Origin of the sequence: Ensifer sp. ENS02 (assembly GCF_014851885.1) — a bacterium.
GTDB lineage: Bacteria > Pseudomonadota > Alphaproteobacteria > Rhizobiales > Rhizobiaceae > Ensifer > Ensifer adhaerens.
This window is the reverse complement of sequence record NZ_JACVAO010000023.1, coordinates 25,457-42,959: the sequence shown is the minus strand read 5'-3', so window position 1 is coordinate 42,959 and position 17,503 is coordinate 25,457. Positions and strand designations below refer to the sequence as shown.

Below are 17,503 nucleotides of genomic sequence, written 5' to 3'. Positions count from 1 at the left end.
GCACGATAGGAAACGAAATCCAGCGAAGCGAAACGAAACCAGGGCCTGTAAGCCGTTGATAAAAAACGGAAAGTTTTTTCTTCCACCGTCGAAAGACGGGAGTGATTTCAAAGAGCTATTCAAACAATTGGCTGCGGCGGGCGCGGGGCGGCCATTGGGCAACGATGGCTTCCCGGCTGGCCCATGGACCCCTGATCTGCTTGCCGAGGCGATTTCCCAGATCGATTCCAACCGGATCGGGGTCGATCTGCGAACAGTGCAGCTCTGGTTTCAAGAGAACGATAAAGGAATTAGCACGGCCAACATTCGTTGGCTGGCAAGGGTTTTTGGGTGCGATGATCCGGCGGCAACCAGCGAATGGCAGATAGAGCTTAGTGCGGCGCAATCTCGGTTAACCGCCAAGAGGCGATATTCGAAGAAAGCGGGAAGCATCGTCGCGCTAGGGGCTCCTGATCTGGAACGCACTGCGACCGCCGATGATGAGCCAGAGCCGCCGGCAGAGCTGACGCAGGATACAGACGGCCAGGGGCCGAGTCGGCGTATCAGTTTGGCGAGTAGATCGGAGGCGCTTTTTAGTCGCGGATCTCCCTTGAATTTACCGGCATCGGTGTTTGCGGGTGCCACCGCTCTTGGGTTTTTGTCTTATATTACGGGGATTCACAACGCTACTTACAGCCGGGCAGATGGCCTGGTTAAGCAGGTTGGATTCCTTTGGGCGCCGAATTGGACATTCGTCTTCATGGTGCTTCTACCGCTGTTTTTTGCGTTCGTAATAGAGCTGCTGGTCTTCTGGAAATATGAAGGGCGCTTAAAGCTTGTAGCGCAGGGCGACCGGATGGAAAGCGACGAGGCTTGGGCGCGCAACGTTGAAGCTTCTTCGTATACATTTTGGGCGGTTTTTTTAATCTGTGTGTTGTTCGCCGGTCTTTTTCAGTGGATCGGCGTGTCCTTGATTCCGTTGATCAAGGGTGGAGGCAACTACGCGATAGATTGGGGCAAGCTAGCAATTGTGCGCCCTGAGGTTATATCGCTGCCGATGCAGATTGTATTCACAGGGCTCGCTTACCTCTACATGTGCCTATGCTTCTATCTGTTCTTCGTAGGTCTCATTTTGCTTCATACATTGGTCCATGACCTTTGGAAAATTGGAGAAGAATCGAAGGATCGGCCGGGAGTGGATTATCAATACGAGGTCTATAAAGTCAGCCCACGGGTGATGCGCGGAATTTTTCGGTGTACTGTTTTGGGGATTCTGATCGCCATATGCATGAAGGCCCAAAGCTCTTACCTGACATCGACTGGCGAGAATATTGCGGCTTGGTTGGTCAGCGATATGTCTTCAGCCCTGTCCGAGCCTAAGGATGTGAGCACCGGGTTTCGCTATAGGATGCCGACGCATTACACCAGCCTACTTATCGCTATTTCGACCTGTGTTGTTTTTCTGTATGGCTCCATCCGTTTAGGCGCCGAAAGCCGATTTCATCTGCCCTTGTGGAAGATGTCGGCGGTTGTAGCGTTACTCTTTGCTGGCTACCTGCTAATCGGTGCGTTTGCAGGCTTTTCGATCCTCCTGGGCATTGGAGTGCTGCTCGCAATATACGGCCTAATCGATCCAGGGTTTGGCCGATGGCGAGCGAGCGAGTTAGGAAACAATCAGAGTGTATCATAGCTGGCTTGATCGGTGGGATGAGCGGCGGGCGCGACGCGGCGAGGAAGCGAAGAAAACAACCGATTTCATCCTTGACGCCGACCGCGCCTTTCCAGGCGCGAAGAACGTAGCGACTATCGAGGAGTTTTGTGTCCTTGCGGACCAGGCTGTGGCTGATCAGGCCTATTTCGATGAGCCCGGCGGGGACCATCAGCGTTTTCAACGGCAAGACGGGTGGCTCAAATTTCCTTCGGATATTGCCACTGACGTTGAAGAGAACAACGCCGTCTGGGCGAAAATCACAGAAGGCGGGTCGGTCGATAAGGCGATGGTGATTTTTCACCATTGGAATGCAAGCGCTCGCAATCGTCAGATTGCCAGCTTTTTCTCGCGGCGCGGGATCACGGTTGTCGAAATGGCTTTGCCCTATCATTTCGAGCGCAGCCGTTCCGGCTCCCCGTACGCCGATTATATGCTTAGCCCTAATCTCGGCCGAACGATCCAGTCTGTAAGGCAGGCAGTCTGGGATGGGCAAAAGCTCATACGCTGGCTCAAAAGCGAAGGCTATCGCGAGATTTCGGTTCTCGGCATGAGCTTGGGTTCCTGGGTCGCTGGAATGATCGCCGCGCACGACTCCGCAGTGTCCAAAGCCTCGTTGTTTCTGACGGCGGGGAGTCTCGCGGACATGGTTTGGACGGGGCGCGCGACACGATCGATACGTGAAAGCCTTGAGCCTAAGATTGAGCTGACCGATCTAAGAAGGGCCTGGGGTCCACTGAATATGGAGAACTACGTGCAGAGCTTGGCGCGGTCCGATCTCGAACTTCACGTTGTGTTGGCTAAGAGAGACAAGGTTGTCTTGCCAGAGCTATCGGTGGGCTTCATGCAGAAGCTGAAGGACGCCGGAGCCAGGCCAAATATTCTGCAATTAAACTGCGGTCACTATTCGCTCGCCATGCCGCCTTACATTTTGTTGGCCGGTTTGAGCTTGAAGCGGTTTCTGTCGAAAGCTGACAAATCGGCCCGGCGAACATGAGCTTGACGTTGGAATCTCGCTCTCCAGCATGACCCGCTCAGACCGGCGCATTGCCATTTTCGGCACCTCCCTGCAAAGGATCAACAACCGACGGAAGAGATGGCGCGGCTAGCGCCGCGCCGTCACCCTCGCCTCCGTTGCTATCGATGGTCGTTTGAGACTCAATGTGATTGAGCAGGCTCAGAACGTCGCGCAAGGTTTCCTCGTCGAAGCTCCGGAGCTTTTCGATCGAGGCCAACAGGAGTTCCGCGCAGGTTTCCGTTTCACCCCAAAGGTGGCGCGCCGGCGACGATAGAATCTCTTCCGGACTCGCCCCCAGGACCTCGCAAAGGTGCACCAGACGGCCGACCGTCAGACGGGAAACGTTGTTTTCGTAACGCTCATAGACCCGCTCGCTAAGACCAAGCAAGGTCGCCACCTTTTTCCGCGCCAGTCTTCGCCGATCCCGTGCTTCCCTCAGGCTTGAGCTGATTTGGCCTTCAAGTTCCGCACTGAGAATAACCCGACCGTCGATGGGCTTGCGATAGATAGGTTTACCGATTTGAGGGTCTTCAACTTGCTGTAAACCGAGGTCTAAAATCCATTGCTCGAGAGACGGTCCTGCCAAGAGTGATCCTGCCCGTAGGTTGTTAGTGGTCCAGATCTTTCTAACCCAAATGGTTGTATCTTTGGACCCATTAAAACGTCTTGTCTCGAATCAATTTGGCGCATCGCTGACGCGACCCGCTCTATGCCTTCGGCACGAAGCCCGCTGAAAACGGTCTTCGCCCATGCGGGTAACGATCGGTTGCGCAAGAGCCACTGCGCGGCCGCCTCGCCTTGACTGCACCAATTTGCCTCCAAATCCCGTTTACAGCGCGCTTGAAAATCAGCATATTGCCCGCCGGAAAAACCAATCAAGAGTTGGTGATGGCAAGTCGCTAGCCCTTCTTGTCATCCACCTGGGGGGCCGTCCTGATCTAACGAGGCAGGGCGGCCCTTTCCGTATCTGAAACGGCGGCCGCCAGGCGGCCGGCTCTGTCTTCCGTAGGAGGGAAAGAGGGCGCCGCCCTCTCTCCCTCACAAGTGAAAAAACGGTCTCCCCGTCCTTCCTCCGCTCGCCTTCATCTCGCTCCGTGCAGGATCGACGCGGATCCGCATACGCAGATCATGCGTCGCCCCTTCGGCTTGCCTCGGGCGGGCGAACCCCCTCCGTTTTGTTCCCTTGCCTCCCTCTCTCCCGCTGCTCCGCGCGAGCTCGGGGAGCAGGAGCGGGGCTCCTGCCCCTCGGGCAAGAGCTAGACCGCTTCGCGGAAAGGAAAGGGCTAGAACCATGATGCGCGTGAACATTGCTTACCTGTTGGACCCGGAATCCACGATTTTTAAGCCTGTCGAGCTTCTCGTTTCGATGGGCATCCGGCCGATTTATGACGTGATCGGTTGCCGCTTGCTCGAAGCCGTGCGGTTTGATGAGAAGCACACGCTTTACGTCGACGAGGAAGGATTGCAGGACGGCCTGACCGCCTTCACCATCTTTGAAGGCTTCCCGCAGCCGATCGCCGGCAAGATCGTGCTTGTCGGTGGCGATGGCAGCACACCTTACACGTCCCCCCTCATCAGCCTTGAGGATGCGGCAAAGCATTTCAAGTGCTGCCGCCCGGTCCTGGACCCGGTGTTTGCCAAGGCCGACGAGATTTCACCGGGCGGGATCATCATCGCCGGAGCGCTCGCAGGCTTGCAATGCCGCATCGAGCGCCGCGCCCCTACCCTTGTGGAAGGAGAGGCATGATGAAAATCGCAGCCTTTGAAAACAACATCCTCGCCATCGTCGCAGGAACCTTCGCCGCAACCATTGCGGCGGAGGACATCGAGGCGCAGTTTCACGCCCTCACCCACTTCCCCGACCGGCGCACGAAGGCCGAGCTTTCCGAGCTTGCGGAGCGGTTGAACCAGTTCGCCGCTTACGTGGCCGAGCTTTGGGACAAGGCCTGCGCACCTATTCCGGAACCGGAAATTGAAGCCTTCGCCCGCCGCCACGTCGAATTGACGCGGCGCTATTGGGCGGCGGAAGGCCGTTGGATGAACTGGTTTATCACCGGCCCCGCCCGCTTTCCCGTCGCCCGCAATGAAAAGCGCATGAGGATTGCCGACGCGCGCCGCGCCGACCTCAAAGCGCACGAGGCGATGGCCCGCAAGGCAGTGAAGCGGAAGGCGTTCCCGCATGGCACGGATGATGAGCCGATCCGTTCCGGCGATCCGGTCGCCCTGCAGAAGATCATGACGCGCATCGAGGAGACGGCGCTTGCCATCGACCGGATGAAGGCCGCGAACGCGATTATCCGGCGCATGGAAAAGGACCTCGTCAGCGAAGAGGACATGATTGCCGCCGTCGTGGCGAACACCGGCCTTTCCCCGGAAGCCGCAGCCGACGGCATCAAATTAGCGCCGTGGCAGTCCCGGCGCGGTTTCACGACGACCAACAGCCGCGCCGAGCTTCGCCGCCTGCAACAGCGCCTTGCGGTCCTCGCAAGGATGAAGGAGCGCGGCACTCAAAGCCAAGAGGTCGAGACGAGCGCCGGAGCCGTCGAGATCAAGGAGAACGCCGACATCGCGCGTATCCAGTTGATCTTTCCCGGCAAGCCCGATGATCCGACGCGGCGCGTCCTCAAGGCCAATGGCTTTCGCTGGTCGCCGTCGCAAGGCGCGTGGCAACGGCATTTGAACGAGGCCGGGCGCTACGCGGCGCAATCCGTCCTGAAAAAGATCAGCGGCGCCGGCGCCGCTTGATCAACCGCCCCCAAATTCGAAGGAAGGACATTCCGATGACCCAGGCAATTTATTTCGTCATGGAGTTTCACGGCACGGGCGATCCCTATTTCGGCGGCACGGCCGCCGATTGGGCGCTCTACAAGACCGAGGACGGCGGACAGGCGTTCATCAGTGCCGCCGACGCGCAGCGCCGGAAATTGGTCATGGCCTATTATCCGACCACGACGGAGGCGGAACATGCCGGAAACGCAGCCAGCACAAGGAAAGGTCGGATTTCCGCCCTTCCGGCCAAGCTCCGGCCGGAGGTGCCGACCGGGCAGATTTCTTGGATTGTCGGCAACAAGCATGTCGGTGAGAACGATAGCGAGCTCGCCGAGGATATGGCCGACAGGGCGAAACGGGCGGGCGCGACCGATCCGGACATGGTGGCGCAGATCGTCGCCTATGCCCTTGCCTGCCACCGCGCCAATCAGTCGCTTGTCGCTTATTTCAACCTGTAGGGAGCGGACATGCGACACCAGCGCCGCAACGTCGAGGTTTTCGATACGCCGTCAGGCATGGGCGGAAGCTTCACGGTTTCCATTGTCGAAGAGCTTGCCGCCGATAAAGTGCGGGTGCGCGTCTGGTACGGACGCGCAACCGCGAAGGGTTGGGAGGCTTGGACGGATTGGGACGTGTGTGGACGCCCCGGAAGATGCAAGCGGAATCTTACTTCGGTACAGGCATGTGGTCAGGCGCTGACGTGTGTCCGGCCTCATGTGGCGAGATCGAGACGCCGCGGGCCTTTATGGAGTTCGTGGATCGGATCCCAATCGGCTACGCGTGCTTCTCAGCACTCATCCCACTGCTGGTTTATCCGATCCCGTTCTCTGACCGATTGCCCATAATCCTCCGTTAGACCTCACCACATTCCCGACGTCTCGCGACTTCTGGCTGCTGCGTCAGGCAGAGCCAGGGGCCGGAGCTTCGTAGACGCCCCCGCGGGCCATGAGAGCCCAGGCGATACGCGCCAATTTGTTGGCCAGAGCGACTGCAATCAGCTTTGGCGGTTTCGTCAGAAGCATTCTTGCCAGCCAGGTACCAGCCGGAGCGCCGCGTCGCCTCGCCCACCGGACGACGGTCGTGGCTCCAATGATGAGCAGCCGCCGCAAATCCCGCTGCCCCATTTTCGATGTCTTTCCCAGACGCTCCTTGCCTCCGGACGAGTTCTGTTTAGGCGTGAGCCCGATCCACGCCGCAAAATCACGGCCCTTGGAAAAGGCCGCCGCCGATGGTGCTAAGGCTTCCATTGCTGTGGCGCAGATCGCACCAATCCCTGGGATAGTGGTCAAGCGCGAGGCAACCTCGTCCTGTCGAGCTCTGGTCCGCAAGTCTTGCTCCACGACGTTGATCTTGTCCGTGAGAGATTCGATGTGCTGCAAAAGTCCGAAGCTGAGGCTTCTGGCGATCTCTGGCATGTCCGGATGCGTTTCGATCAATTGCCGCAGACGGGGAACGTTTTGCATCCCTTGCGCGGCGACTAAGCCGTATTCCATCAGATGCCCCCGCAACGCGTTGATCGTTTGCGTTCGCTGTCGGACCAAAAGGTCGCGAACCTTGAACGTCATCGAGGAGGCCTGCTTTTCAGCGCTCTTGATCGGGACGAAGCGCATGGTCGGACGGGAGGCAGCTTCCGCGATGGCTTCCGCATCGGCGGCATCGTTCTTCTGGCGCTTGACGAAAGGCTTCACATAGGACGGGTTGATCAGCCGAACCTCATGTCCCAATTTGCCGATCTCTCGTCCCCAGTAATGCGCGCTGGCGCATGCTTCCATCGCGACGATACAGCATGGGAGCTTGGCAAAAAACTCGAGCATTCTGCCGCGCCCCAGCTTCTTTCGGAGGACTACCCTCCCATCGGGGCTCGCGCCATGGATCTGGAATACTTGCTTTGCCAGGTCTAAACCGATGATGCCGATCTCGTTCATAACCATTCTCCTTGAAGGAACACCCTCCACATACTGTCACATTCGAGACCGTCGGGGGGCGTCCACCCCATCGGCTACGGTTTCGAGACGGAGCGAGCCGCCCTCACCAACCAGCGGACAATGCCGCTTTTCAAATAGATCGAGGCCGCGCCATGGCGCGGCCTTCCCCCGAACCGACCAAGAGGAGCCGACATTGAGCCGCTACACCGTTGAAGTGAAATCCGCCACCAAGGCCGACCCGGAAGCCGCGATCGGCTATGATCGGCCGCTGAGGACCTTTTTTCTACAGGCGTTCCTCGACCCGGAAACCGACGAATGCGCCCTCTGGCTTGGCGCGTTCCTTGAGGAATACCCGAGCCTGGAATCGATCATCGAGACCGCGCGGGGGCAAGGCTACGAGGTTCACGGCATCACGTGCGAAATGATGCTGGCAATGATCAAGGAAGCCGGACCGCTATCCCCGCCGAGCCTTGGTGAACGACTCGGCATAGTGCGGTAAAGACTGCGATTAAGCGCTGGCCGTTCCAATCCCGCATCGAGCGGGCCAGGAACAGAACGAGGGGCGCCCCTGACGCCCCTCCCCTCGTGCTCCCCTCCCCCACCCACGGCGGCCGCCGCGCTGACGCAGGCAGGCTCACTTCGGCTTGTTGTCGTTGTCGGCCGTCGAACACTGGTGCTCGCATAGATCCCCGCTACAGCAAAACCGCGACCGAGGATCCGGCCTGAAGGCCGGATGGCGATTTGCCGATTGACGGCGAAGGCGGCGGACCGGGACTACGAAGGCCGCGTTTTCCGGCCTCTCCTTAGTGGCTGTACGCAATCTGTTGCTGCGCACGATACGTCAGGGTCGGCCTTGGCGTGCAACCCTAAAGGGTTCTCCTCTCCGCTTCGCTCCGTTGCGACCGCTTCGCGGTGCACTCGGCCGTCCCAGCCGTATTCGAGCTTCGCGATTACGCACAACCACTAAGGAGGATCACCCTAATGAAAACGCTCGTAACCTTCTGCCAGAAAACCGGCCGCCGCCTTCGCCTCTACATCAATCGGCAAATCGCCAAACTGTCCCATAAGGGCCAGTTGAAAATCTCGGTCGCGGTCTCGCTTCCGCTCATCGCCAAGGTCGAGGTCAGCTACCAGTGCGAGTTCGACGGTAAGGCCGACAACGACAACAAGCCGAAGTGAGCATCGCCGCGCCCTGCGATGCAGGGCGCGGCTTTCCGCCGTGGCCCGGACTGCATGGCTCTTGAAATCAATGGCCGAATGCACCACCATTTCGAGCATCAACTATAAAGGGACAACCACTCCTACGCGAGCTGGCGTGTGCCGTCGCAAGAAGCCTTGGGAACAAAGACGATGCTTTTGGACAAACTCACTGCGAGCAATATCCCCTATCAGGCCGACGGGCTGCCGACTTTGTACGGCCGGGGTGGCGTTTGGGAGACGGCGCTACCCATGCCGCTGACCTCGACGCTCTGGCATTCGTTGGTTGCTCTCCCTCACCCAGGGCGAGGCTACGCCAGCTTTGCCGAGCCCGGCGAGATGCCGGTCTATCTCGAGAACGACGACGGCTCTGACGATGCGCCTGACCCCATCATGCTCGAAACGGCGCGCTGGCTAATCGCAAACGATTCAGCGGTGGAAAGGGCAATTGTTGAAACTATCCTCAATGATCTGCCCTCGCTGCGCAAAATCCAGAACCAAGTCACCATTGACCCCGATGAGCAGCTTCCCGAGAGTTGGGATGAGCCGCTGCTACGCCCAATGATCCGGCTCCTTCACCTCACGCTCCCCCCCCTTCAAGGGCGGCTTCCCTATTTCGGCGCGGAGCTGGCCTGCACCTGGGAGCGCGAGCATGGCTACGGCATCATGTTTCACGGCACTGAAATCGTAAGAACGGGCGGTGGCGACGTTCCGAACCTTTCTTGGATCGCAAACCGGCATGCCGAGGGGCGTGAGTGAAGTCAGGCTAGACCCCCGACAAAGCCGCTCAGCTCGTCAAGCCTGACCATCGACAGCCGCACGGCACCACCGCAGCCGCGCGCCCTGCAGACGGTCTCGCGTTCCAGCTCGTCGATATAGAGAAATTCGCGCTCCGGCGAGACGCACACGATAGCCCGCGTCAGGTAATGGACGTGGCCGCATTTCTTGCAGCGCGCTTCCAGTTTTTGATGATCGGCCAGATCGCCGATACGGATATTTTTCTTCCAGCTCTTCATCACCAGAAATCCTCCGCGGATGGAATGCGCGTGTAGCTGATCTTACCGCCGACGTGCCCGCCGGCCGGCGGGCGCCACGGACCGAGGCTGACGACCGTGCCGGCATAGCGGGTGTTCAGATTGTCGATCGCATTGCTGGCGCTTTCCCAGCGCCGGCGCGTGCGATCGTCGTTGAGGAGCAAGTCGAGCTGGCGCTCGTGCGACGGCGACAGATCGTAAAGAGTGACCCCGATCCGGAATATCGTGATTCCGCGCGGATGATCACGGCGAACCTGGTCCCACAGTTCCGCCAGTCCCGAAAGGATGGCCTGGTCATCATTGACGACCGGCAGATGGCGCTTGCCCATCCACGAGCCGTCGCGGATCGACAGCCATAACCATAAACCGCCGGCATAGAAGTTTTCCCGGCGCAGCCGCCGCGCCGCCTTGATCAGCAGCAGGCGCGAAATCTCGCGTGCGCCGGTGAGCGTCCGCGCCTCTGGCGGAAGTACGCGGCCATGTCCGAACATGCCCCGGCTCGAGGCCGGGGCCTGAATGTCGTAACCGTGCAGCGCATACCAGAGCCGTTCTCCTGTGACATTGCCCCACAGCTTGCGCATGTGCTTCGGCTGAAGACTGTAGAGCTGTTCGGTCGTGTAGATCGCCGACCGGTAAAGTCGCTTCGCCATATTGCCGCCGACGCCCGGAATATCTTCCATCGCCACCGCAAGCAGCGGCGCCGGCATGTCTTCCGGCTGCCAGATGGCGAGCCCATCGCCGTATCGGCCGCCGTTCCGCTTGCCTTCCTTGCAGGCGATTTTCGCGAGCTGGCGATTTGCGGCAAAACCGATCGAGCAAGTAATCCACGGGCCGACATTCTCCGCGATCGTCGACTTGATCGCCGCCGCCAAGCCGTGCGGATCCGCCCGGCCGGCCTCATCGAGGCGGCACGTCAGCTCGTCGATCGACTTGGCCGTGTCGATCGGAATGATGGTTTCGATTTCCGACAAAAGCGCATTGTGCGCCCGGCGATAGAGGTCTGGCTTTTGTGGCACCAGCACTAAATCCGGACAGAGCCGTTTGGCCTCCTCGATCGGCATCACGTTCTTGACGCCGAAGGCTTTCGCTTCTCGCGAGCAGGCGATGACAGCCGTCCTCGTCGTTCCCGCAAACGGCACGACGCCGACCGGCCGGCCTCTCAAACGCCGGTCGCACTGCTGTTCGACCGATGCGAAGAAGCCGTCGAAATCCAGATAGAGGCGTTCGATCGTCTCCGGCTTGCGCATGTTTGCTCCTGTCGATATGAACAAAAGCAGAACACCCGCGCATAGTTCCTCGTCAAGGGGAATTTTTTCCTATGACCATTTCGATTAGGTCTGGGTGTGGACAAAGCAGGACGATAAGGCTAGCCGACAGGCTTGTCGCCATTGCGGAGCTTTTGCCGCGCGCGAGCTTCCCGGACCGCCCGGACGTCACGCAAACCCATCCCTGGTTCGCGAAGTAATTCGATGTCGGTCATATTGTCGAAGTCGCTAAGCCGGGTGAAGCAGGCGTTGCGCAACACCCGTATGACCTTTGCCGGCAGATCCGTGTTTTCGAGTAGGTCGGGATGATCTTCCGGCAGGAATTCTGGCGACATATGTGGGATCGGCATAACTCATCTCCACCGATGGTTGGCAGTCCTCCGACTAGATATCGCGGAACCAAGGATGGCTACTGTAGAATCCTACAGGGGATCGCAACGCTACAGTCGTCTGGAGATCGGTGGCCGACACAAACGACGTCGCTTGAGACTGGCGTGCGTTAATTCAAGCTGGCATCAGTCTCGGCCATGAAGCGCAAGCCCCTGTCCGTTAGGCCCAGAGACGTCAAGCTTCCTTGCGTCAACACGGGATGCTGGACCATCGCAAGCTTGTGATCGAGCAGGACACGAATGCGCCGCCACGGTATGTCGAGTTCTTCGCCACGCACGACCGCGGCCATGTCGGCCAAGGCATCGCGGCGTTGAGGCTCTGTCATTGGCGGTGCTTCATAATGATCGACCATGCTCATGCGGATCCTCCAAGTTCCAGCGGTAGGCCATGATTGCCAGCGGAGTTCGCCGGCGACGCGGAGCGCTCCATACTCGGAGCGGCGACGGCGAACGGACTGTCTCCGGTCGATACTACATGGAACCGCTTGCCGGGGGCAGTCGGTCCCGGTTCCCGGCCTTCGGCCGGCGCTATGCTGAACCTCCTGCGGCTGCCCTATTAACCGGTCAAGCGGTGCGCGAACTGGCTTCGGCCGCTGCGCCGCCTTCGCCTGGTACGCTCATTGTTTCATTCAGTGGGGAAAGGGCGCTCTGCCCCCTCTCCCCTGCAAGTGGAAAATCGGTTTCCCCGTCCTTCCTCCGCTCGTTTGGCTCGCTTCGTGCAGGATCGACGCGGATCCGCATCCGCGGATTTCTGCGTCGCCCCTTCGGGCGGGTGATCCCCCTCCGATTTGTCCCCTTGCCCCCCTCTCCCCGGCTGTTCCGCACGAGCTCGGGGAGCAGGAGCGGGGCTCCTGCCCCCTTCGGGCACGAGACCGCTTCGCGGGAAAAAGGGAAAAGGGAAACCATCATGACCGAGATCATCACCGTTGCATTGAACAAGCTGGACGCCGATCCGAAGAACGTCCGCAAGACCTACAGCGTCGAGGGTATCGATGCGCTTGTCGCCAACATCAGAAAAGACGGCTACCGGCTTTTGCAAAACCTTGTGGTTCGCAGGGGCGACAAGAAGGGACGCTATTTCGTGACGGCGGGCGGAAGACGCCTTGCAGCGCTTAATCTGCTGGCGGAAGCAGGGGAGATCGCCAAGGATTTTGCCGTCGAGTGCAAGGAGCGCGACGGCGAGATTGCCACGGAAATCAGCCTTGCTGAGAACATCATGCGCGAGGACATGCACCCGCTCGACCAGTACGAGGCATTCGATGCGCTCGCCAAGCAGGGGAAGGACGTTGCGGACATCGCGGCCCGTTTCGGCACCACGGAAACCGTTGTCCGCAAACGGCTGGCGCTCGCTCGCGTGTCGCCTGTCCTGTTGCAGCTTTACCGCGACGAGGACATGAGTTTTGCGCAGCTATCGGCCTTCACTGTCAGCGACGACCACGAAAGGCAGGTGACGGTATGGAACGCGCTCTCCTCTTGGAGCCGCGAGCCTTATGCGATCCGGCGAGCGCTCACCGAGGAAATGATTGCCGCGACGGATAAGCGCATGCAGTTCATCGGCGGGCTGGTGGCTTACGAGGAGGCCGGGGGAGCGGTCAAACGCGACCTGTTCGATGACCGTAACGCCGGATATGCGACGGACGCCGCCTTGGTCGAAAAGCTGGTGGCGGAAAAGCTCGAGGCGACCGCCGCCAGCGTTCGCGCCGAAGGCTGGAAATGGGTGGGGTGCTCCGCAACGGCCCCCGCTGGCTATCATGCCATGAAGCGCCACTATCCGGAGGCGATTGCTCTTTCCGAGGAAGATCAGGCCGCGCTTGATGCCGCGCAGGCAGAATATGACGAGCTCGCCGAACTGATCGAAAACGGCGTGGCCGACGACGAGGCAGAGGAAAAGTTGGCTGACGCCGAAAATCGGATCGACGCGCTCAATGCCCGCACGGAAGCCTATAGCCCCCAGGCTTTTGAACAGGCCGGAGCCTTCGTTTTCCTCGATTATTACGGTCGTCTTGCCATTGAACGCGGTTTCGTAAAGGCAGACGAAACCGCCGAGGCGGAGGACGATGACGGCGAGGGCCTGCCGAGCGGCAAGGGCACGGTAGAACGCAAGGTCCCGACCATCAGCCATTCGGCTGCCCTGATCGAGGACCTGACGGCTCACAAGACCGCCGCGCTGCGCATCGAACTCGCGAACAATCCTGACGTGGCGCTTGTCGCGGTGGTTCACGCGATGCTGTTGCGTGTGGCCTACTCGTATCATTCGGAGCAGAGCGCCCTTCAATTGTCGCTGACACACGAGCGTTTGGAGCCGTCGATCAAGGACGCCGAAAGCTGCAAGGGGCTTGCCGCCTTTAACGACCTTGCCGATAACTACGGCCATCACCTCCCCGGCAATCCTGCCGATCTGTTCGACTGGTTGTTGGAACAGCCGCAAGACACAGTGCTTTCCCTGCTGGCATTCGGCGCGGCGCACTCGGTCAATGCGGTAGAGAAGAAGTTCACGGATCGGAAAAAGGGCATCGAACAGGCGAATCAGCTTGGCCGAGCGCTCAAGGTGCATATGCCGGATTGGTTCGAGACGACCGGCGACAGCTACTTCAAGCACATCAACCGGACGACCATTGAACTTGCAGTGGCCGAGGCGAAGGGCGGTGAAGCGGAATTGTCCGTGAGAGCCGCCACCAAGAAATCCGAGGCGGTGACGATCGCGGATCGCCTCGTTGCCGGAAGCGGCTGGCTACCGGCCCCTGTTCGCATATCCTCCCCCGAACAAGCCGACGACGGCGAAAGCGCCGCCGAAGACGAGCAGTTCCCCCAAGCGGCTGAGTAACATCAGTCGCGGGCCGGTCACGCTTCCTTCCCGCGTGATCGGCCCTCCCGCTTTTTGAGCGCACCGATGATTGCGGGCAGGATCGACCTGGCCCGCAATCATGTTAAGGGGAGGCCCGATCCCCCTCCCCTCAACACTCCCCTTCCCGCCCGGATTCGGCCGCGCGAGTTCGTATTTACGTTGATGAGGATATGAAAAAGAGGATATGATAATATCCTCGAAAGGATATGCTGCCATGCCGCTCTACATCAAAGACCCCGAGGTGGACAGGCTCACCGAGGAGCTTATCGGTCTCACCAAATCCAGCAAGGTTGAGGCGGTCAAAACCGCGCTCAAGCATGAGATCGCCAGCCGCAGGGGCAGTTTGCCGATGCGCGAGCGGCTTGCCAAGTCCCTCGCCATGGCGCGCGAGGCTGGCCCGTTCGCTCCGGGCGACCACAAGCGCGAAACCGATGAAATGTGGGGCGAAGACTGAATGCTGTTTGTTGATGCGTCGGTCGTCGTCGCCATCCTCTCCCAGGAGCAAGACGCCACCGAACTCATGGGCCGGTTGGAGCGGGACGGCGGCCCCTACTACGTGTCAGCCGTGGTCCGCATGGAGGCCACATTGTCGCTGACGCGCAGGCTCGCGGAAACGACAGGCAAGGACAAGCCCGCCACTGCTGAGATGATGGAGATCGCCCGCCGCCTGGTAGATCAATTCATTGCTGATCTGGAAGCGCGCGAAGCGATGATTTCAGGCGACGTAGGCACCAAGGCCCTCGATGCTGCTCAGCAGTTTGGAAAGGTTGTGAATCATCCGGCCAAGTTGAACATGGGCGACTGTTTCACCTATGCCTGCGCCAAGGCATATCGAATGCGGATCGCCTACAAAGGCGACGATTTCGGCCAAACCGATCTAGGCTGGTAGAATCACACGCAAGGGCCTTGACGTTCGATTTCCAGTCCGAGCCACATCAATTTGCTGCAACACGACATATGCGGCGCGACCTATTCGGCGTCATCTCAAGTCGATAAACCCTGAAAAATCAGTGTTTTCACGCGGAAACATGCGCCTCGAAGGTTTCGATGTGTAGCACGTTATTGCGCCATTATGCTTAACCGCGCTATGGTTTCAAATCGGCGGAGTCAGAGCTGATTTCGGCGCTAACGCATTCTGACCAACTTAACGGAGAAGACACACCCGACCAGAAAAAGAAAAACCGCTCCCGGGAAAATCCGGAAGCGGTGGGTCTACAGTGAAAAAATAAGCCAAATCCTTTCTCGCAGACCCTCCCTTCCCTGTCAATTCTAAAAAACACCTTTTCGGTGAGCGGCGAAGCTTTGCCTGGTCTCTAAACGGAGACGAAGAATGGGGAACACCCATATAGATCGGCGGCCCATCGGCCGCAGGATAACGCCGCAGCGCGCCCATTACCGACGACTAGCGGATTCGGCGGAATTCGGGACGATAACCCGCGCCCAATTGGCTGTTCTTGCACAAAATCTTCCATGCACTGGCTTGATCAATGGGACGGAAAGCCATCTATTGTCGGCGCTCATAAACACCGCTCCGAACGACGCGTTCGATAGATCGGGACGTCCGATCGTATTCAAGTCCAACCAGCAACTGGCATTTGAAATTGGACGGTCGGTTGGCCGCGTCAGCCGTTTACTGTCGCGGCTGTTCGACGCCGGAGTGATTACCATGCAGGACAGCGGCAATTACAAGCGCTACCCCATCCGCAACGGCGATGGCGAGATCACTGACGGTTGCGGGATCGATCTTCGAATCTTGATAGTTCGATACACCGAGCTCGACGAGCTCGTAAGACGGGTTCGTGCCGAAAAGAAATCCGCCGACGCGGCTTTGCGGCGCTATCGCGGGGCTCTTCGCAATGCGCGGCAGGCCCTCACGGCCGCTGCAGAGCATTCCCAACGTGCTGCCCCCCGCCTCGCCGCCCGCATTCATCGCGTGAGCGATCTTGTCGGGATTGCCGGCAAGGCTGCGAGCGGGGTATTGCGCCGAGCAACAGCCCTCCTGGAGTGGTTCGTGGAGCGCTTGATGCAGCTTCCGCGCCGGTCAGAGAAAGCGCTTCAACCGCAAAGAATGACATGCCCGTATGTCGAAAACGACACGCACAAACAGATTACAACCCCTGAACCTCTTGGAGAGAGTAATGATGAACGGCGTTCGGCGAACGCCGAACAGCGCAATTCGCTAAGGGCTGGCTCCGCCAGCAAAGGGGCTTTTGAAGAAAGCCTGAGGCGACGCCCGAGCGAAATCAACCAGCCACAGTGCTTGCCGCAGGCAATGGTGGCCCTGCAGGATGTCCTGAGGGCGGTGCCAGCGTTGAAGACCTACGGCTTTGCCCCCACCAGCTGGGCCGATCTGGCGCGGGCCGTGCCGTTGATATGCCGGTTTGCCGGGATCTCCGAGGATGCCCGCCGCCGCGCCGTCGATGAAATGGGCGAGCAGCAAGCCGCCGTCGCGGTCGCCGTGACGCTCGAGAAATACGAGCGGCAGGAAGTCAGCTCACCGGGAGGCTATTTGCGGGCCATGACGGACCGCGCAAGAGCGGGCGAATTGCATCTCGCCCGCTCCATCTTCGGGCTCGCCGCCCGCAATTCCATGGAGATCACACATTGAGACATCATGCCCTACCGGCGCTTTTCGCCGCTCTTTCCGTCATTTGTGGTTCGGCCGTGGCCGCCGATTATTCGGGCCGCGCCCGTGTCATCGATGGCGACACCATCAGCATCGGCCACGAGCGCGTCAGGATCGCGGCCATCGACGCGTGCGAGCGCGGTCAGACCGGCTTGAAGGACGGAAAGGTGTGGCGGTGCGGCGTCGCAGCTCGAAGCTATCTCGGAAAAATGATCGACGGCCGGCATGTCCGCTGCGACATCATCGATCGGGACCAGTATCGGCGCCTGGTGGGACAGTGCTTCATAGGCGAAACCGATATTGGCCTTGCGATGGTGAAGGCCGGACTGGCGGAGGCAATGTTGCGCTATCTGCCGGCGACCCACTCCATCAACGAGGTCGAGTACGGCCAGGCCGAGAACCGAGCCCGCGATAACGGCTTCGGCATGTGGTCGGCCGAGATCGAAAGCCCGCACGTCTACCGCCGTTCCAAAACATCCGACATGCAGTGACCGGAGCGATAGCCAATGTGGCGCAGTGGCGAAAGTGGCGTCGATAGCCATATTGCTTCAAGTTGCCTGTCGAATCACAGCAATAACTGTTGATTAGGCCGTTTTCGTGATTAATATTGGCGTAGAATTTGCGGTGTATATGTCGCTGAGGAACGGGGGAACGTTGCCAAAAAGGTTCAAGCCACACTCCTCCAGAGCGGTTGCTTGTGACGCTCGTTCGCACGTCGTCGCGATTTGCGCAAAGCGGGAGGGTACAA

19 protein-coding genes are annotated in these 17,503 nt (G+C 59.5%); 13 read left to right on the top strand and 6 right to left on the bottom strand.

Annotated elements, in window-relative coordinates:
* The first annotated feature begins 55 nt into the window (after window positions 1-55).
* The gene (locus IB262_RS31675) at window positions 56-1,669 is read left to right on the top strand and encodes a hypothetical protein (RefSeq protein WP_192494271.1); all 1,614 of its coding nucleotides are present in this window, start codon (window positions 56-58) and stop codon (window positions 1,667-1,669) included.
* Window positions 1,659-2,684 carry a dienelactone hydrolase-related enzyme gene (locus IB262_RS31670; protein ID WP_192494270.1) on the top strand — a complete coding sequence of 342 codons (1,026 nt, stop codon included), beginning with the start codon at window positions 1,659-1,661 and terminating at the stop codon, window positions 2,682-2,684. The genes IB262_RS31675 and IB262_RS31670 overlap by 11 nt, the downstream gene beginning before the upstream one ends.
* A 37-nt stretch (window positions 2,685-2,721) precedes the next feature.
* On the opposite strand, the gene IB262_RS31665 is transcribed toward IB262_RS31670, so the two are convergent.
* Window positions 2,722-3,291 carry a helix-turn-helix domain-containing protein gene (locus IB262_RS31665; RefSeq protein WP_192494269.1) on the bottom strand — a complete coding sequence of 190 codons (570 nt, stop codon included), beginning with the start codon at window positions 3,289-3,291 and terminating at the stop codon, window positions 2,722-2,724.
* 705 nt (window positions 3,292-3,996) lie between these two features.
* Between IB262_RS31665 and IB262_RS31660 the strand changes: the two genes are divergently transcribed.
* Genes IB262_RS31660 through IB262_RS31650 form a run of 3 tightly spaced genes read left to right on the top strand, consistent with a single transcriptional unit; the run spans window position 3,997 to window position 5,932 of the window.
* Complete coding sequence (locus IB262_RS31660) at window positions 3,997-4,452, top strand: protein psiB (RefSeq protein WP_192494268.1); 456 nt, start codon at window positions 3,997-3,999, stop codon at window positions 4,450-4,452.
* Window positions 4,449-5,450, top strand: coding sequence for a hypothetical protein (locus tag IB262_RS31655; RefSeq protein ID WP_192494267.1), 1,002 nt, complete (start codon window positions 4,449-4,451; stop codon window positions 5,448-5,450). The genes IB262_RS31660 and IB262_RS31655 overlap by 4 nt, the downstream gene beginning before the upstream one ends.
* A 35-nt stretch (window positions 5,451-5,485) precedes the next feature.
* Window positions 5,486-5,932: a hypothetical protein gene (locus IB262_RS31650; RefSeq protein WP_192494266.1), complete on the top strand. Its 447-nt coding sequence runs from the start codon at window positions 5,486-5,488 to the stop codon at window positions 5,930-5,932.
* A 441-nt stretch (window positions 5,933-6,373) separates the two neighbouring features.
* On the opposite strand, the gene IB262_RS31645 is transcribed toward IB262_RS31650, so the two are convergent.
* Window positions 6,374-7,399, bottom strand: coding sequence for an IS110 family transposase (locus IB262_RS31645; RefSeq protein ID WP_192494265.1), 1,026 nt, complete (start codon window positions 7,397-7,399; stop codon window positions 6,374-6,376).
* 193 nt (window positions 7,400-7,592) lie between these two features.
* On the opposite strand from IB262_RS31645, the gene IB262_RS31640 reads away from it, so the two are divergent.
* From IB262_RS31640 to IB262_RS31630, 3 genes are all read left to right on the top strand, one after another.
* Entirely contained in the window at window positions 7,593-7,898 is a 306-nt protein-coding gene (locus IB262_RS31640) for a hypothetical protein (RefSeq protein ID WP_192494264.1), read from the top strand.
* Window positions 7,899-8,380: 482 nt separating this feature from the next.
* On the top strand, window positions 8,381-8,578 hold the full coding sequence (locus tag IB262_RS31635; protein ID WP_192494263.1) for a hypothetical protein: 198 nt from the start codon (window positions 8,381-8,383) through the stop codon (window positions 8,576-8,578).
* Between the two features lie 171 nt (window positions 8,579-8,749).
* Window positions 8,750-9,355 (top strand): hypothetical protein, encoded by a 606-nt coding sequence (locus IB262_RS31630; protein WP_192494262.1) that lies wholly within the window; start codon window positions 8,750-8,752, stop codon window positions 9,353-9,355.
* 2 nt (window positions 9,356-9,357) lie between these two features.
* Here IB262_RS31630 and IB262_RS31625 read toward each other — a convergent pair whose 3' ends face one another.
* The 4 genes from IB262_RS31625 to IB262_RS31610 all read right to left on the bottom strand — a co-directional run bounded on the left by IB262_RS31625 (window position 9,358) and on the right by IB262_RS31610 (window position 11,643).
* On the bottom strand, window positions 9,358-9,612 hold the full coding sequence (locus IB262_RS31625) for a hypothetical protein (RefSeq protein ID WP_192494261.1): 255 nt from the start codon (window positions 9,610-9,612) through the stop codon (window positions 9,358-9,360).
* Window positions 9,612-10,877: a type VI secretion protein ImpB gene (locus IB262_RS31620; protein WP_192494260.1), complete on the bottom strand. Its 1,266-nt coding sequence runs from the start codon at window positions 10,875-10,877 to the stop codon at window positions 9,612-9,614. The genes IB262_RS31625 and IB262_RS31620 overlap by 1 nt, the downstream gene beginning before the upstream one ends.
* Window positions 10,878-10,996: 119 nt before the next feature.
* Window positions 10,997-11,245, bottom strand: a complete 249-nt coding sequence (locus IB262_RS31615) for a hypothetical protein (protein WP_192494259.1) — start codon at window positions 11,243-11,245, stop codon at window positions 10,997-10,999.
* A gap of 149 nt (window positions 11,246-11,394) precedes the next feature.
* Entirely contained in the window at window positions 11,395-11,643 is a 249-nt protein-coding gene (locus tag IB262_RS31610; protein ID WP_192494258.1) for a hypothetical protein, read from the bottom strand.
* 116 nt (window positions 11,644-11,759) lie between these two features.
* Here IB262_RS31610 and IB262_RS31605 point away from each other — a divergent pair, with 116 nt between their 5' ends.
* The 5 genes from IB262_RS31605 to IB262_RS31585 all read left to right on the top strand — a co-directional run bounded on the left by IB262_RS31605 (window position 11,760) and on the right by IB262_RS31585 (window position 17,246).
* Window positions 11,760-14,108: a ParB/RepB/Spo0J family partition protein gene (locus IB262_RS31605; RefSeq protein ID WP_246802773.1), complete on the top strand. Its 2,349-nt coding sequence runs from the start codon at window positions 11,760-11,762 to the stop codon at window positions 14,106-14,108.
* A 235-nt stretch (window positions 14,109-14,343) separates the two neighbouring features.
* A complete protein-coding gene (locus tag IB262_RS31600; RefSeq protein ID WP_192494256.1) occupies window positions 14,344-14,583 on the top strand; it encodes a type II toxin-antitoxin system VapB family antitoxin in 240 nt (79 codons plus the stop codon).
* On the top strand, window positions 14,584-15,018 hold the full coding sequence (locus IB262_RS31595) for a type II toxin-antitoxin system VapC family toxin (RefSeq protein ID WP_192494255.1): 435 nt from the start codon (window positions 14,584-14,586) through the stop codon (window positions 15,016-15,018).
* A gap of 441 nt (window positions 15,019-15,459) precedes the next feature.
* Entirely contained in the window at window positions 15,460-16,737 is a 1,278-nt protein-coding gene (gene repC / locus IB262_RS31590) for a plasmid replication protein RepC (protein WP_192494254.1), read from the top strand.
* Window positions 16,734-17,246, top strand: a complete 513-nt coding sequence (locus IB262_RS31585; RefSeq protein WP_192494253.1) for a thermonuclease family protein — start codon at window positions 16,734-16,736, stop codon at window positions 17,244-17,246. Before repC ends, IB262_RS31585 begins: the two co-directional genes overlap by 4 nt.
* Window positions 17,247-17,503 lie beyond the last annotated feature (257 nt).